A 16,902-nucleotide genomic window follows, 5' to 3' on the forward strand; every position below is an offset into this window, starting at 1 on the left:
AGATAAATTGATTGTTAAAATTGGGATAAATGAATTATTGAAGTTTTAGATAAATTGATTGTTAAAATTGGGATAAATGAATAGTAACAGTAGATAACTGAAGCATTAAAGTTGGGCTACATGAATTATTAAAATTGGGAGGCTATTAGTATTTTATCTAATAAAAAAATTTTTTTCTTTTTAATATTATTAATTTTATTCTTAATTAGTCCTATTTATGGAGAAAACATTAATAATGATGTTGATAATAATTTAAAAGATACTGTTGATCTTAGTTCGGATTTAAATAATGATTCTATTAAAGAATCAAAATATGATTCTGGGAATGATTTGAAATCTTTTAAACCATCAAATGGATCAAACGTTGTTCTTTTTTCAGCTAAGGAAATAATTATAACTAATGAGAATTATCATCAATATTTCAACCCATTCACTGGAAAATTATTATCTACATCTGGTATTAATCCAGGAGATACTATAAAAATTGGTAATGTTTCTAACAAAGCTTTTATCATAGATATTCCTTTGGTTTTAACCAGTATGGGTCCAAATGATCAAATTATTAATGGTGTAATTCATTTGATTGAAGGTAGTGATGGTTCATTTATTATTAATCTTAAAATAGTTAATAATGAAACTTCAGTTGTTTATCAGGGTGTTTTTGTTACTGAATTACATGGTATTTGGTTGACTCATACTAACAATAATTTTATTTTTAATAATTCTGTTCAAGTTGCTGATGCTTTTAAAGTTTTTGCCATGCCTATGGGATGGTCAAGCAATAATACAATTATTCATAATAGATTGATCAGTACATGGAGTAGTTGTATGCCTATGGGGCAATCTCATAATAATAATATTTCTTACAATTATATGCAAACCACAGCTGCAAATATAATATATTATAATCCTTATGGTCATGCAGACTATGGTGGACCTGCTGATTGTTACAATAACTATATATCAAATAATTATCTCTATGCAATTTATGCAAGTGATACTACTATAGGTATGCAATTTGTATATAGTCAGCATATAAACACCACAATAATTAACAACACTTTAATTAATCAATTTTATGGAATAAGTCTATGGGGAATAAATTCGACTGTTAGTGGTAACACATTAATTAATATGACTGCTTATGCAATATCTATCAATTCTCCTAATTTAATTTTAGAAAATAACACAATTATTGCCGTAGATAGTTATTATGGTGGAGGTATAAGAGTAGGTTCTGAAGGATATAGCAGTAATATTACTGTAATTAATAATAGGATATCTATAACAAATGGATGTTATTATGGAATTTATATTGCTGGAGACAATATAATTGTTAAAAATAATGTTATTGAATTATATAATTTTGGAACTGGAATGTATATAGCTGGAAATAATACTGAAATTTTAAATAATAACATAAAAACCCAAATAGATCCAGGAATCAATTTAGCTACATCTTATGCGATTATAAATAATAATAATATTAGATCAGGGTCTTATGGTATATATATTAAGACTTCTAGTAGACAAAGTTTTTATTTTAATAACATTATTTACAATTCTATTGTTAGTAATGATTATGGTATTTTTTTACAAGGAACTATTTACAATACCACTATTGTAGGTAATAAAATTGGCACTAATGCATCTTTGGGTATTTTTAAAGATATAACGGATCCTTTTGGGGATAATATATCTGATAATGAGGTTAATGATTTAATTGAAGATTCAACAGGTATTGTAATCAATGACAATAATTTCTATAACTATTTTGATAAAAATGGATATTTTAAATTAGGTATACTTGATGAATCAATAGTTATAATTTTAACTCATTTAACAAATAAGAAGATTTATGTTGACTATAAGATGACTCTTTTGAGTAATGGTTTAGCTAATCTTTTAACAAATGTTACAATTATAATAACTTCTGATGGTAGTGGATCGATTATTAAAGAATTAAACTTTTATAATACTAATATCAATGCAATAATTCTAGAAAATGATGTAAATTCTGTTGTAATAAAAAACAATAATATTACTATAATATCTGCTGATAATTTTACAGGAACTATTAATGGAATTTTGGTTGGAAATTCAGAAAATATTCTTATTGAAAGAAATACTATTTATCTTTCAGGTAAAAATGCTTTTGTTTATGGGATTTCAGTTACTGATAGCACTTACAGTTTTTCAAAGTATATTAATATAACTCACAATAGTATTATTCTAGTAGGTAACAATTTGATTGAAGGAATTTATACAGATTCGATGAGAGATAGTGAAATTTCTAACAATTTAATCAATTTATGGGGAAATGGTTTAGGTTATGGTATAGCTACTGCTTATATTAAAGGAGAAGCAACTAATATAAATATTAAGAATAATATAATTTTGGTTAATGTTAAAAAAATGGCTTATTTAATTGAACTACATATAAGTTCAAATATCACTATTGAAAACAATATTCTTGAAGGTGTTGCTAGTGGAGTGTATGGGATAGCTTTATATAATGTTAAAAATATTTATGTGATAAATAATGAGATTAAAACAAGTGGTGGGGACTTAAGTGAGATAGATCATAATTATGATGTTTTAGGTAGTGGAAATAGTGCTATCTACATAACTTCTAATTCTAATAATACACTTATTAAAAATAATCTGATTTATACAAATGCTCGATATCAAATTATTATTAACACCACCCAAAATGCCCTAAATAATACTTTAACTAGAAACTATTTTATTGTAGATGATAATAATATAATTAATTATTTTACTAGTAATGGTGAATTTTTAAAAGGAGTTTCTATTCAAGCTAATGATACATTGTTATTTAATAATTTAACTTCTAAACACTACAATTTGATCTTCGATATTCCTCTTAATATTAGTTTTTATAAGATTAACAGAATCAATGCAACATTTATTTTTAAAACTAATTCTGCAGGTTCTAATATAACTGGATTATACTTTAATCTAACAGATTATTCAGCATTTATATTGGCTGATGTTTACAATATAACTATTTCTAAAAACAAGATTGTTATTAACAATATTCTTAAAAACAACCTCACAGGCATCATAATTGCTCACAATAGCTATGACAATCAAATTATTGCTAATAATATCTCAATTAATGGTAAAAATTCATTGACTGGTGTTACTGTTTCTAATTTTTATGAAAATCGTTATGGTAGAAGTCCTAAATCGAATTTAATTGAAGACAATACTATTGTTGTTAGTTCAGATAATATTGCAAAAGGAATATATGTTTCTATGGCTGATGATATAAAGATTATTAACAATAGCCTTGCTATCCATGGTAAAAATACTGTATTTGCTATTGAAATTTTATCTAATGATTCTTTTGCTCCATATCCAACTACTTTATGGTCTAACAATATAAAAATAATTAACAATACAGTTTATGGCTTTGGAAATCTTGTTTATTTGATTAAATCATATCAGTCAAATAATACTCATCTTCTAGGCAATGATCTTTTTTCAGAAGGTAATAGCTCTTTTGCTTATATAGGATATAAAACTCATGGAGATAAAATTGAATATAACAATATTGTTATAAATGGTTCTGGAAGTGGTAATGGTTCTGGATCTAATGTTGGTTCTGAAAATTGGATTAATGTAGCTCAAGCTGGAATCTATTACTCAAATGGTTCCTCTGACAATTTAATTTGTGAGAATAATATAACTTCAAATTATTATCCAAAAGGTGCTGATTATGCAATATATATTGCTGATGGTGCACATGATATTGTAGTTTCTGGTAATTATCTTGTAAGTAATAATGGGCTTTTCATTGCTAACGATGCAGTTTATGGCAATGTGTTAAGTGAAAATAACACCCCGTACTATATTTATGTTTCAACAGAGGGTAGTGATGAATTTGGTAATGGTAGTATAGATAATCCATTTAAAACAATTTCACATGCTATTTCACAAGCATACAATAGAGCAATTATATACATTATAAATGGAACTTACTATGAAAACAATATTTTTATAAATAAAGCCATAACCATTAAAAATTATGGGGGGACTGTTATTTTAAATGGTAAAAGAGGGCAGATATTCATCATAGCTAATACGGGTGATTTAACCATAGTTGGAATTAATTTTGTTGATGCTTCTGGAATAAATGGCTCTGTTATATATAATAATGGTTTGTTGCACATACTAGATTCTAATTTTTATAATAATATGGCCATAGACCAAGGAGGGGTGATTTTCAACAACGGTAATCTTTTAATTGATAATTCTAATTTTAACAATAATACTGCTTACTTAGGGGGAGTAATTAGTAACTTTGGTAATGTAAGTATAAGTAATTCTAGTTTTACTAACAATTCTGCTTGTAGTGGTGGTGCAATTTATAGTTATCATAATTCCACAGTCATCATTGAAAGTTCTTATTTCATGTTGAATAAAGCATTTTCAGATGATTCTCAATATCTTTATAATGATAATGAAACTAGACTAGCACCTGGTTATGGAGGAGTCATTTACAATTTTGGAACCTTATATTCTATAAACACAACTTATGCATATAATAAAGCTATTAGTGGTGGAGTTATTGCTAATTCTGCATATATTTGGAGAAGCTTTAATGATAGCTATTTATATATTTTAAATTCAATATTCCAATTCAATAATGCTTCTAGTCATGGTGGAGCCATTTATGGACAAGCTTATGTTCTAATGATTCTTAATTCAATATTTTCTAAAAACGAAGCTCAAAATGATGGTGGTGCATTAAATTTTTCTGCTAATCATGGTTTAATTGATAATTCTAGTTTTATTGGTAATACTGCTAGAAGTACTGGTGGTGCTTTAGCTATTAGTGGAAATATTTCAATATCTAGTTCTAATATTGTTAATAATAGTGCTAGTTATGGTGGAGGAATTTCATACTCTGGAGATTCTAGTTATGGACATGTTTTAAACCAGTTAGAAATCTTGAATTCTACTATTGAAGGTAATTTGGGGCTACAGTCAGGTGGAGCATTTCATTTTTATTATGCTAATGTGAATATTACAAATTCTAATATTCTCAATAATTTTGCTCCAAATAGTCCTATTCTTTATAATAATGCTCCTAATGGTGTAATTGATCTTGATAATAATTGGTGGGGTTCTAATTATGGTCCAAGTGATGATGTTTGGAATAAAGCTACCTATTTTAGGAATTGGCTCGTTGAAAGATCTCTATGGGATATTATTACTGGTGGTGTAGAATCAGGTTCTGATACCGGAGGTAATTCTGGAGGTTATATAGGTCCTGGTACTGGTTCAAGCTTAAGACCTGGAACTGGCAGTGGTTCTGGTTCTGGATCAGGTTCAGGATATGGTGATGGTACTGGATCTGGTTTAGGATCTGGTTCAGGAACTGGACTAGGAAATGGTTCGGGTAATGGAATAGGCAATGGAAATGGAACTGGTTCTGGCATGGGTGTTGATTCTAATCATGGAAATAGTGAAGGAGCTAACTCCACAAATCAAAATTTTCTCTCAGGTATAGGGGATATTTTAAATCCATCCGAATATTCTAGTTCCAGTTCAGGTGGTAAATCTGGTGGGGGTTCAGATGGTGGACAAGGGAGTGCTGGTACAACTACTTCTAAAAATGCCTATGAAGTATTAGAAGATGTTATTAAAGATGTTAATCAAAGCAACTCTATTTACATTTTATTGGCTATATTAAGTTTTGTTGTTTTGATTATATTGGGATATATTTATAATAATAGGAGAAGTAGATTTTAACAAACTTATATTATGTATATATTAAGTTTGTCAAATTTTACTTTTATTTCCTTATTTTTAAGTTCATTTAATGGGAGAAATTTGATCATGCTAAGAAAAATTTTCTTGTTGTCAATATTCATTGCTGCATTGTTTTCTATAAATTTAGTTAGTGCCTCTGATGATTTTAATGGTAATTATAATAATTATAATAATTCTACTAATGATTATAATGATGGTGAATATGAGATAACTAATTTGGGATATAAGCTAGCTAATAATGGTTCAAATAGTAGCAATATTTATGTTGATGCAAATTTGGGTAGTGATAGTGATAGTGATGGAAGTGAATTTAGTCCTTATAAAAGCTTACAAAAAGCTATTAAGGCAGCATCTAGTAATTCTAATATTTATATAATGTCTGGTGAGTATTTTGGAGAAAATAATACCAAAATAATCATTGATAAGAAGATTACCATCTCAACTATCAATGGGATTGTTATTTTTAATGGAGAGAAAAAATATGATTTTTTTGAGATAACGTCTACAGGTAACTTGACATTGATTAATATCACTTTCATTCAAGGTAGAAATATTGATGAAAGTTATATTGCAGGAGCTATTTTTAATAATGGTGACTTAACTATCAAATATTGTATTTTCGAGTCTAATGTTGGTTTAAGAGGAGGTGCAATACTCAACAATGGGAAATTGGAAATAATAGGATCTACTTTCAAAAATAATAATGGTACTAATTATGGTGGAGGTGTGACAAATTTTAATATAGCTAAAATCGTCGATTGTCTTTTCATTAATAATATTGCTTCTAGAGGATCTGGTATTTTTACTGATGGTAATTTAACAGTTATATCTTCTAATTTTAGTTCTAATACTATAGTAGGTGTTAATTGGGAGAATAGGTTCAATACTATTTTGATTAAGGATTCTGATTTTAGTAATTCTGATATCAGTACTGATAAATCTTCTATAAATATTTTAAACACTAATTGTTCAAATGTTGGTGTTACATTTACTAATTTAACTGTTGTTGGCTCTAGTATATCTATTAGTGCTACTAATTCTACATTAAATGTCATTTATTCGGTTATTATTGGTGGTTCTATATATAATTTGAATAATAATAACAATATTAGTGCTGAATACAATTGGTGGTTGTCTAATAAGGGCCCTAATCGTTATTCTGATGTATATTTTACTTCAATGAAGTATTGGATTGTAGTAGCTTTTGTCACAGATTATGGTGATTTTATTCCCAGTAAGTCTAATCTTAATTTGAAGGTTGTTTTTAAATATACTGATGGTGTTAATATTTGGGATTTGCCTGAAGGGATTAATATTCCTGCTAGGTCTGTTTATTTACAAACTGATAATGGTTATTTCATTAATAATAGTGGTTTAATTTTCAATAATTCATTTGTTACAGGTTATTTGAACAATACTGATGATACTATAGTTTATGCTGTTGTTGATGATCAGCGTTTGAAGTTGCTTGTTGGTAAAGGTTATACCAACTATACTTGGTATGTTTCAAATAATGGGGATGATTCTAACACTGGATCAAAAGAAAATCCTTTTAAGACTCTTGCTAAGGCGGTTAGTATTGCTTTAAATGGTGATACGATCTATATTGACACTGGTGAGTATTATAATGCTTTTAATTCAAACTTGTTCATTTGGAAAAATTTGACTTTTACTTCTTATAATGGTCCTGTTACTATTTATCGTCATACTAATAATAATATATTTGTTGTTGCTGATTATGGTACTTTGAATCTTAATAATATTAGTTTTTCAACCTACAATTTAACATATTCTGTATTGTTTATTAATTGTTCTGGTAATCTGACTATTAATAATTGTACTTTTAGAGATGCATCAGGAAATTCATATTGGGGTAATATTCTATTTTCAGGTGCTTATTTATATATTAATAACTCTAATTTTTATGGGCTAAAACATAATGTAATAAGATCAAAATCATATGATAGATCTTCTTATGATTATGTGCCATGTAATATTTCTATTTTTAATTCTTACTTTAGTGGAATTTCAGGAACTGTAACTAATGATCAGAATACTGCTAGGATTCTTTATTTAGTTGGGGACAATATTTTCATTGAGAATTGTACTTTTGTAAATAATAGTGCTACTGGGGCTTACATTATTTCTAATTACTCTATTGTTAATAATTCTATTTTCATTAACAACCATGGGGCTATTAATGGCGCAACTATCTTTGATAATGGTTTTGTTGTAAATAATACTGCTCCTTACTGGAGTGGTCCTATTGTAGGTGCATCTAATATCACTAATTCCATTTTTTTAAATAATAATGCTACTTCTGCAAGTGGTAGATTTATTTATAATTGTTCTTTTATTAATAATAGTAATTCTCATAATTCTCTTCATGAAGATTCTAATAGAAATGGAATAATAAATAATGTAGGAAATTTATCAATCGTTTTTTGTACTTTTATTGGAAACAATGCTGGTTATGGTGGAGCAATTTTTAATTCTGGAACTTTAAATATTTCTAACAGTATTTTTTTAAATAATAGTGCTACAATTTTAGGTGCAGACATTTTTAATTTTAATGGTAATGCTTATTTAGATAATAATTGGTGGGGTTGGAATGGTGGTTCTACTGATGGCAGAGTATATAGATTTTTAGGTGATATTCATCTTGATTTTTGGAGTATACTTACTTTAAGTGTAAATGGTTCTAAATTAACAGCTAGTTTAGATAAGGTTACTGATAAATTTGGAAATATTTATAATTTAAATGGAAGTATTCCTAATCGTTTCGCATTTTTTGATTCCAATATTGTATCTATTTCTCCCAAAACTAGTAATTTAACTGATAATCATGCTTATGCTACAATAACCTCTAGTTATGATGATGATTATGTTGTTAATGTTACCGTTGATAGTCAAACTGTTGATTTAACTATTCATAACATGAATACTATCCTTGAAATGAACAATGGTGTTTTTTATGGAAAAAATAATATTTATACAATAACTTTGAGAAATATTAATGGTTATGATATATATAATCAAACTATTATTTTAGAAATTAAGAATAAAAATGGTAGTATAGAAGTTTATTACTTAATAACTGATGATAATGGCCGAGCTAGTATTATTCTCAATAAAAGTATAGGTAGCTATGAACTTATTGCTTATTACAAAGGTGATGGTTATTTTTATCCTTCTAATGCCACTGCATTGTTGACTATTATCTCTTCTTCTACTAATATTTTTATTTTAAAAGATCAGATATTTTATGGTAAAAATAATTTGTTACAAGTTTCTTTGGAAGATATATATGGTCAGGCAGTGACTGGTCAAAAAATAACTTTTAGAATAGCATATGGTAATAAAACCTATACTTATTATAGTATCACTGATGGTTATGGTGTTGCAGGCCTTACACTTAGTTTACCTAAAGGAAGTTATAACATTAAAGTTTTTTTTGATGGTGATGAATGGTATAATTCTAGTGAAAATCAAGGTACTTTCACTATTCTGCCTATTGGAACTAATTTAATATTAAATATTTCTATCCTTTATGGACGAGGGGACATTTATTTTGTGAAATTATTAGATAATAATGGTAATGTGGTTAAAAATGAAACTATATATTTAACTTTAATTCAAGGAAACAACAATCAAACTTTTATAGTTCAAACTGACAGCAATGGTACTGCAAAATTAGTCATAAACTTACTTCCTGGTACATATAAGGTTTATGTTAACTATAAAGGGGATGATCTTTATATTGGCACTGATCTTACTGGCAATCTAGTTGTTGAAAAAGTTGCTGTAATATTGACTGTTGATCCTTTGGTTGTATTTAATGGTACTCATAATAAATATTATGTCCTAGTAACTGATATGTATGGAAGACCACTATATGGAGAATCAATTAGTATTAAAGTTCAAAAAGATGGACTTTTTAAAGTTTATGATTTAATAACTGATGAAGAAGGTTTTATTATTCTTCCTCTTGAGTTAGATGAAGGAAATTACATGATTTTGGTTTATTTTAATGGAAATGAATGGTATTATAATACTACTACTGCTAGTACTCTAATTGTTGAGTCAAAACCTACTAATAAAATAGTAACTAATCTTACGGCTACTTTGAAAAATAACACTGTAATATTTTATTTAACTGATATTGATGGAACTCCTTTAATGAATAAAAACATTGTTGTAATGTTAGTGGGAACTGGATACAATAAAACTTTTATTATTAAAACAAATAATCAAGGCAAAGGCGAATTAAAACTAAATATGGGTTCAGGTAAATATAATTTATATTATAACTTTGAAGGAAACGATTATTATGGTTCAATAGAAGGATTATTTGATTTTGCCTTTAATTTCACTTCTTTAAATTCTAAAAACAAGAAAATAGGGACTTATTTAACTGTTAAAGTGTCTACAATACTTAAAGGAAAAAAAACTCTCATAACTGTTATTCTTAAAGATTTAAATGGTAAGTTATTATCTAAACAAAAAATAAAATTATTAATAAATAAGAAAACACACACAGCAACTACTAATTCAAAAGGAATAGCTATTTTTAAAATATTTGGCCTTAAAACAGGAAAACATTTAATAAAATTGACCTATGTTGGGAATGGTTTTTATAAAACTTCAACAATCTCCAAGACTCAAAGTGTAAAACATTTTCCTGATTTAATAATTTCAAAAATTAAAAGACATGGTAATAAATATAAAATAGCTATTAAAAATCAAGGGTCTACTGCTTCTAAAAAAACTAAACTTAAAATTAGTTTTATTGTTGGTAAAAATATCAAACAAAAGATTGTAACTGTTAAAGGGTTACAAGCAGGTAAATTCACAATTGTTGCAGTCAATTTTTTTAAATATTCTTTACATAAGAAATATATTAAAACTGCAAGAATTAATTACAATAGGGTTGTTAAAGAATTTTCTTACAAAAACAATTTAAAAAAATTTAAAATATAGTCTTGAAAGAAAAGATTCTAATCGATGGTTTATTGGAATATTAATTTATTTCATAAATATAAGTTGTTATTATCTTTAATTTCTAAAATAATCTTTATATAATTTTATTATTAAAAAAATATATATTATGATTATTTAGATTGAGAAATAAATGAATATAAAAGTTTTTAAAAAATATCATTACTTATAAACTTTATTTTCAGGACTATATAAAAAATAAGATATTTGATAATAAATATTTGATTCTAAAAATTTATTAGTTGGATTTGAATGATTAAAGAAAGATTTAAATTAAAAAAAGAAGATTTAAAATATTGATTAATATGATTTTTTCCAATTATTGGTTTAAATTTTTAATCTTAATTGTTAGATCGTTATTTTCAGGTAATTCATTTCAAATTCTTTCGATTTTTTTATTAGTTTTGTCATGATGAGGGGGATAAGTATTAGCGTCCTTAATAGATGGTTTGATTAGATTTTTTTATTAGTTTTGTCATGATGAGGGGGATAAGTATTAGCGTCCTTAATAGATGGTTTGATTAGATTTTTTTATTAGCTTTCTCATGATGAGAGGGTTTTTCTTCATCTATTTTTTCTTAAAGTTTTTTCAAATGTAGCAAGTTTATCTCTTAGTTTATCTATTGGATCGTAATTAGATATTGCAGAATTATCTTTTCTATTCTAGTATTGAGATTGTAGTTAAATTCTTTAATAATTTATTAGTAGATTGTAAACCATTTAGTAGATAATTCAAGGTTTTAATCTCAGTTATAGATTGATAATGAAGAATTAAAATTGTTTGTTCATCTTCAAAGATATCATCTTCTTTGGGCACTATTATTCGTACTCGTTAAGTATGTTATTTCTCTGCTTATGAACTTAAAATAGTGCAAAAGTTTATATATAGTTATAATTATTAATATATTATGTATAGACGATATATAACACTTCAAACAATTTTGAATAATGAATCATATTAGATGCATGAATGTTAAAATTATTTACAGAATATTTAATATATTAAAAAAGTGATAGTTATAGATTAAGATAATTAATAAAATCATTTTCCATAGTTTTCATTGTATTCAATAGATATATTTCTATTTTAGAAAATTCTTAAGTTGTATTTCCAATTTACTTAAATCTAATATGTGATATTATTGATAAAGTTGGGAAGATTTATAATGTTAAAAATTTGAAGTTACAAATAAATACTTATATTAAATATAGAATAATTATATTAAATATAAAATACTTATATTAAATATAATTCATATAAATATTACATAGCTAAGATATAGCATATTGAAATTTTTCATGATATTTTATTTATAATATTTAGAGAATATTGAAATATTTTATAATGTTATTATAATTATGCAAGTTAGTGAATAATTAAAAAAGACAACCGTATTTATTTTTCTATTGTGATTATTATGGTGATTTTATGAAGAAAATCGGAATTTGTGATACTACATTTGCCCGTTTTGACATGGGAGGGGCAGCTATTGATGAGTTGAAATCTAATGTCACAGATTTAAAAATTATTAGAAAAACCGTTCCTGGAATCAAGGATCTTCCTGTAGCTTCTAAAAAATTGATTGAAGAAGAAGATTGTGAAATTGTCATGGCTCTTGGAATGCCGGGGGCTATGGAAAAAGATAAAGTGTGTGCTCATGAGGCTTCTACAGGTCTGATTCGGGCTCAATTAATGACCAACACACATATACTAGAAGTTTTTGTTCATGAAGATGAAGAAGAGAAAGAAGAAGAATTGAAAACATTAATGGAAAATAGGGCAAGACAACATGCTCAAAATCTAATTAAGATGGTATTCAAACCAAAAATACTGGAAAAAGAAGCAGGAATGGGTAAGAGGCAAGGTAAAGAAGATATAGGTCCATTATGATTTTTTAAATATTCTCACATTTTGTCTTAAATTTTAGATTAATAAGTTTTCTTTTATATTATGAGTTTTTATTGTGTTTTTGGAAATTAGGATAGTATTGTAATAGTGTATGGGTTTTTATTGTGTTTTTGGAAATTAGGATAGTATTGTAATAGTGTATGGGTTTTTATTGTGTTTTTGGAAATTAGGATAGTATTGTAATAGTGTATGGGTTTTTATTGTGTTTTTGGAAATTAGGATAGTATGGTAAATAAAGTTAATCAATCTGATTTTTTAAACAATGGAGAGAGTACTGAAGGAGTTTTCATTGTTGTTCCCGCATATAATGAAGAAAAAACTGTTGGAGAAATTATTGAAGAAATAGCTCAACGAGGATACAAAGTTATTCTTGTTGATGATGGATCTTCAGATGATACAAATAAAATAGCTAAATCTTCTAAAGAGAAATTTCCAGATAGAATTTTTGTTTATAGGCATGTTATTAATAGGGGGCTTGGGGCTGCTTTAATCACTGGAATGACTGCAGCACTTAGAAAAAAGGCTAAATATGTTGTTACTTTTGATGCAGATGGTCAGCATGATATTAATGATATAGAAAAAGTTTGTAAGCCTTTAAAAGACGATGTTGATGTTGATGTTGTAATTGGAGCTAGACCATTTGAAGATATGCCTAGAAGTAAGAATTTTGCTAACAGTGTCATGAACTTCTTAACTAGAGTATTTTATAAGACCAAGGTTAAAGATTCTCAATCAGGATTGAGAGCTTTTAAAGCAGCTACAATTCCGAAAATAGAAATAATGTCTCAAGGTTATGATGTTTCTTCTGAATTCATTAGAGAAATTAGAAAAAATAATTTTAAATTGAAAGAAGTCACAATTACTACTATTTATACTCCTGAAACCCAAGCTAAAGGAACAAATGCTATTGTTGGCATTAAAATTTTATTTAAGATGATTATAAATATTTTTAAATAAAAGTTCTCATATTTTACAGTATTATTTGATATAATTAAGAAGATGGTTTATATTCATTTGAGTTTAAAAATGGTATATACATTTATAATTTTTAGTAATAATTTATAGAATATTATGCAGGTGGTTTTATGTTGGGTATTGATATAATGTTGTATCAAATATTAGTAGTAATCATAGCTATTTTAGCAGTTTTATTGTTATTTGGTAGATATCAGAATAAAAAAACTTCTTTACAAACCTTTCTTTTATGGGCTGTTTTATGGATTGTTTTAGGAATATTTACATTAGTTCCAGAATCAAGTTCTGCATTAGCTAATTTTTTAGGAATAGGAAGAGGTTTAGATTTAATAATTATATTCGGACTCATTGGTGCCTTTTATTTAATTTTTAGAGTCTATTTAAGAATTGAAAAGCTTGATCAAGATGTTTCTAAGCTGATAAGATTAATTGCAATTGAAAATGAAGAAAAAGATGAAAATGAAAAATAATCTTTTTTATTAGGATATGGGTTATGGTCAAAAATCTGAATTATTTATCCAAAACTATCTTAAAATCATTTGTTTAGGAATTGAAGAAAATGTTTCTTGAAAAATTATTTTTGGCCAAGACTCGATTATAAGGATTGGCTTGTAGAAACCATTTTGATAGGAAATATATTTATAAAAAATATCATTAAAAATGCTTTATTTTGAAATTAAAGAACTAAATTCACAAGTTAGTTTCACAAAGTAAAAATTTAAAGTGTGAAAATGAGGGTTTCTACAAAGCCATAAGAATATGAGAATTATAATTTTTTTTATTAAGGATATGTAGGAATATGAGAATTATAATTTTTTTTTATTGAGGATATGTAGGAATATGAGAATTATAATGTCAGCATTCAAATTAATTATAATAAACATAAAAATTATAATTTCTTCATTGCGATTACTATAATAAATATAAGAAGTAAAAAGCTATTTAAATAAATAGAATTTTAAAAAATTACAATTAATATTATAGTTTTAAGGTCATTGATATGAAAATAGGTTTTGTTACAGAATATTTTCCAAAAAGTAAGGAAATGGATATAAAAGGGGGTGCTGAAGTAGCTGCTTTTAATGAAGCATTTTACTTATCTACTGATAATGAAATAACTGTTTTAACTTCTTATGAAGAAGGAATGGAAAGAGATTCTCAAATAGGTAACATTAAAGTATTGGCATGTGGGAAAAAAAGATCTTACACTCAAAAAGGATCATTTAAAAATAGACTTTCTTTCATGAAATCTGCTTATGATGTTGGAAAAAAGCTTAACTTAGATATTATCGTTGGCTATAACTTCATTACATATGTGAGTGCATGGAAAATTTCTAAAAAATTGAATATTCCTTGTGTAGCTAGATATCATGATGTTTGGATTAATAGCTGGATTAAAAATGTGGGTATATTTGGTATATTTGGAGAGATAATTGAAAGATATCTTCTGTCTCGAAATTTAGCTCTTATTGTAGCAGTTTCTAATTTTACAGCTAAAAATCTGGAAAACTATTTTCCTAAAGAAAAAATAGCTACTGTTCACAATATTGTAGAATTTAATAATGTTACAAGTGAAAAATATAATGATACTACAATTTCTTGTGTTTCAAGATTGGTTGAATATAAAAGAATTGAAGATTTAATTTTAGCTATGGATATATTAGTGAAAGAATATCCAGATCTTAAATGTAAAATCATTGGTACTGGCCCTATGGAAGAAAAAATTAGGTTAATGATTCATGATAGGTCATTAAATGATAACATTGAATTATGTGGCTTTGTTGAAAAACATATTGATGTTTTAAAAGTTATCAATTCTTCATCTATCTTCTGTTTACCAAGTGAAGTTGAAGGATTTGGAATAGTTATTGTTGAGGCATTAGGTTGTGAAGTTCCTTTTGTAGCTTCTAATATACCTCCTGTGATGGAAGCAAGTGGAGAAAAAGGAGGATTGTTTTTTCAGGTAAGGGATTCTAATGACTTAGCTAAAAAAATAAAGTTGATTCTAGATAATAAAGATTTATATGAAAAGCTTAAAAATGAAGGAAAAGAACAATATAATAAATATCATGGAAAATATATAGCTAAAAAACTTGAAAATCTGTATAAAAAGACTATTGATAGATATAATATAAATAAATAAATTCTAGTTTTAAATATTATTCGTATGTATTATTAAGAACAATTTTTAAATAATAGTGATTTTTTATATTAAAAATAAAAATTTTAAAGAAGGGTGTTTTTATCTTAGTAATGAAAATCATTATTAGTTATAAAAACATAACATTATGTATTAACATAACATTATTTATTAAATTACTAAAAATATAATTTTATTTATAATTCTATTTTTAAATATTAATTTTTAATTCATATTATGGATTATGATGGATTAAATTATGTAGTAGACTATGGTGAGAATTTAATGTTGTATTTTAGAGGATGTACTGCACGTGAAAGGTTAACTAATGTAGCTAATGCTACTGGAAAGCTATTGGATCTGGCTAATATCAATTATAATATGGTAGGGGATGAAGGATGCTGTGGTTCAGTTCTTCTTAGAACAGGATTTCCAGAAGAAGCTAAGAAGCAAATGGAGAAAAATATTACTAATCTTAATTTAGAAAATGAAAAAATAGTTGTTTCTTGTGCAGGTTGTTATAAAACACTTAAAAAAGATTATAAAAACATATTGGGTGTTGAATTAGATGTTATTCATATTTCTCAACTTTTAAAACAATTGATCAATGAGGGAAAAATAAGTCCTAATAAAGGCAGTTTAAAGGTTACATATCATGATCCTTGTCATTTAGGACGTCATAGTGATGAATTTGACGCTCCAAGGGAAGTAATTACTAACTTTAGTGACCTTATAGAAATGGAAAATGTTAAAGAAGATGCTAAATGTTGCGGTTCTGGAGGAGGAGTTAAATCTGCATTTCCAGATTTAGCTAATTCAATAGCTATTAATCGTGGAAAAGAAGCTGAAGCTACTGGAGCAGAAATATTGGTTACTTCTTGCCCTTTCTGTGAATTAAATTTAGAGGAAAATTCATCTTTGAAGATTATGGATTTATCTGAATTTGTATTAAAACACTTAAAAAAAGAAGAGACTAACCACTTAGAAAAGAAAAAGCTTGAAAAATTAGAAAAAGAAGATATTGACCAGTTAGAAAATAAAAAAAGTAAAAACTTAAAAAAAGAGGAGGGCTAAA

The 16,902-nt window shown here is 26.4% G+C and carries 7 protein-coding genes; all 7 read left to right on the top strand.

What is annotated here, in order from left to right; all coding sequences use genetic code 11:
* The first annotated feature begins 330 nt into the window (after positions 1–330).
* Positions 331–5,784: a right-handed parallel beta-helix repeat-containing protein gene (locus MBCUT_RS10285; RefSeq protein ID WP_067260769.1), complete on the top strand. Its 5,454-nt coding sequence runs from the start codon at positions 331–333 to the stop codon at positions 5,782–5,784.
* Between the two features lie 87 nt (positions 5,785–5,871).
* Positions 5,872–10,785 carry a hypothetical protein gene (locus MBCUT_RS10290; protein ID WP_067260772.1) on the top strand — a complete coding sequence of 1,638 codons (4,914 nt, stop codon included), beginning with the start codon at positions 5,872–5,874 and terminating at the stop codon, positions 10,783–10,785.
* Between the two features lie 1,447 nt (positions 10,786–12,232).
* Positions 12,233–12,694, top strand: coding sequence for a riboflavin synthase (gene ribC, locus MBCUT_RS10295; RefSeq protein ID WP_067260775.1), 462 nt, complete (start codon positions 12,233–12,235; stop codon positions 12,692–12,694).
* 243 nt (positions 12,695–12,937) lie between these two features.
* A complete protein-coding gene (locus MBCUT_RS10300; RefSeq protein ID WP_067260778.1) occupies positions 12,938–13,669 on the top strand; it encodes a glycosyltransferase family 2 protein in 732 nt (243 codons plus the stop codon).
* A 128-nt stretch (positions 13,670–13,797) separates the two neighbouring features.
* Positions 13,798–14,157 (top strand): DUF2304 domain-containing protein, encoded by a 360-nt coding sequence (locus MBCUT_RS10305; RefSeq protein ID WP_084270824.1) that lies wholly within the window; start codon positions 13,798–13,800, stop codon positions 14,155–14,157.
* Positions 14,158–14,687: 530 nt separating this feature from the next.
* Positions 14,688–15,830, top strand: coding sequence for a glycosyltransferase family 4 protein (locus MBCUT_RS10310; protein ID WP_067260781.1), 1,143 nt, complete (start codon positions 14,688–14,690; stop codon positions 15,828–15,830).
* Between the two features lie 282 nt (positions 15,831–16,112).
* The gene (locus MBCUT_RS10315; protein WP_084270825.1) at positions 16,113–16,901 is read left to right on the top strand and encodes a (Fe-S)-binding protein; all 789 of its coding nucleotides are present in this window, start codon (positions 16,113–16,115) and stop codon (positions 16,899–16,901) included.
* Position 16,902 lies beyond the last annotated feature (1 nt).

This window comes from Methanobrevibacter cuticularis, assembly GCF_001639285.1.
In the GTDB taxonomy this organism is placed as follows: domain Archaea; phylum Methanobacteriota; class Methanobacteria; order Methanobacteriales; family Methanobacteriaceae; genus Methanobaculum; species Methanobaculum cuticulare.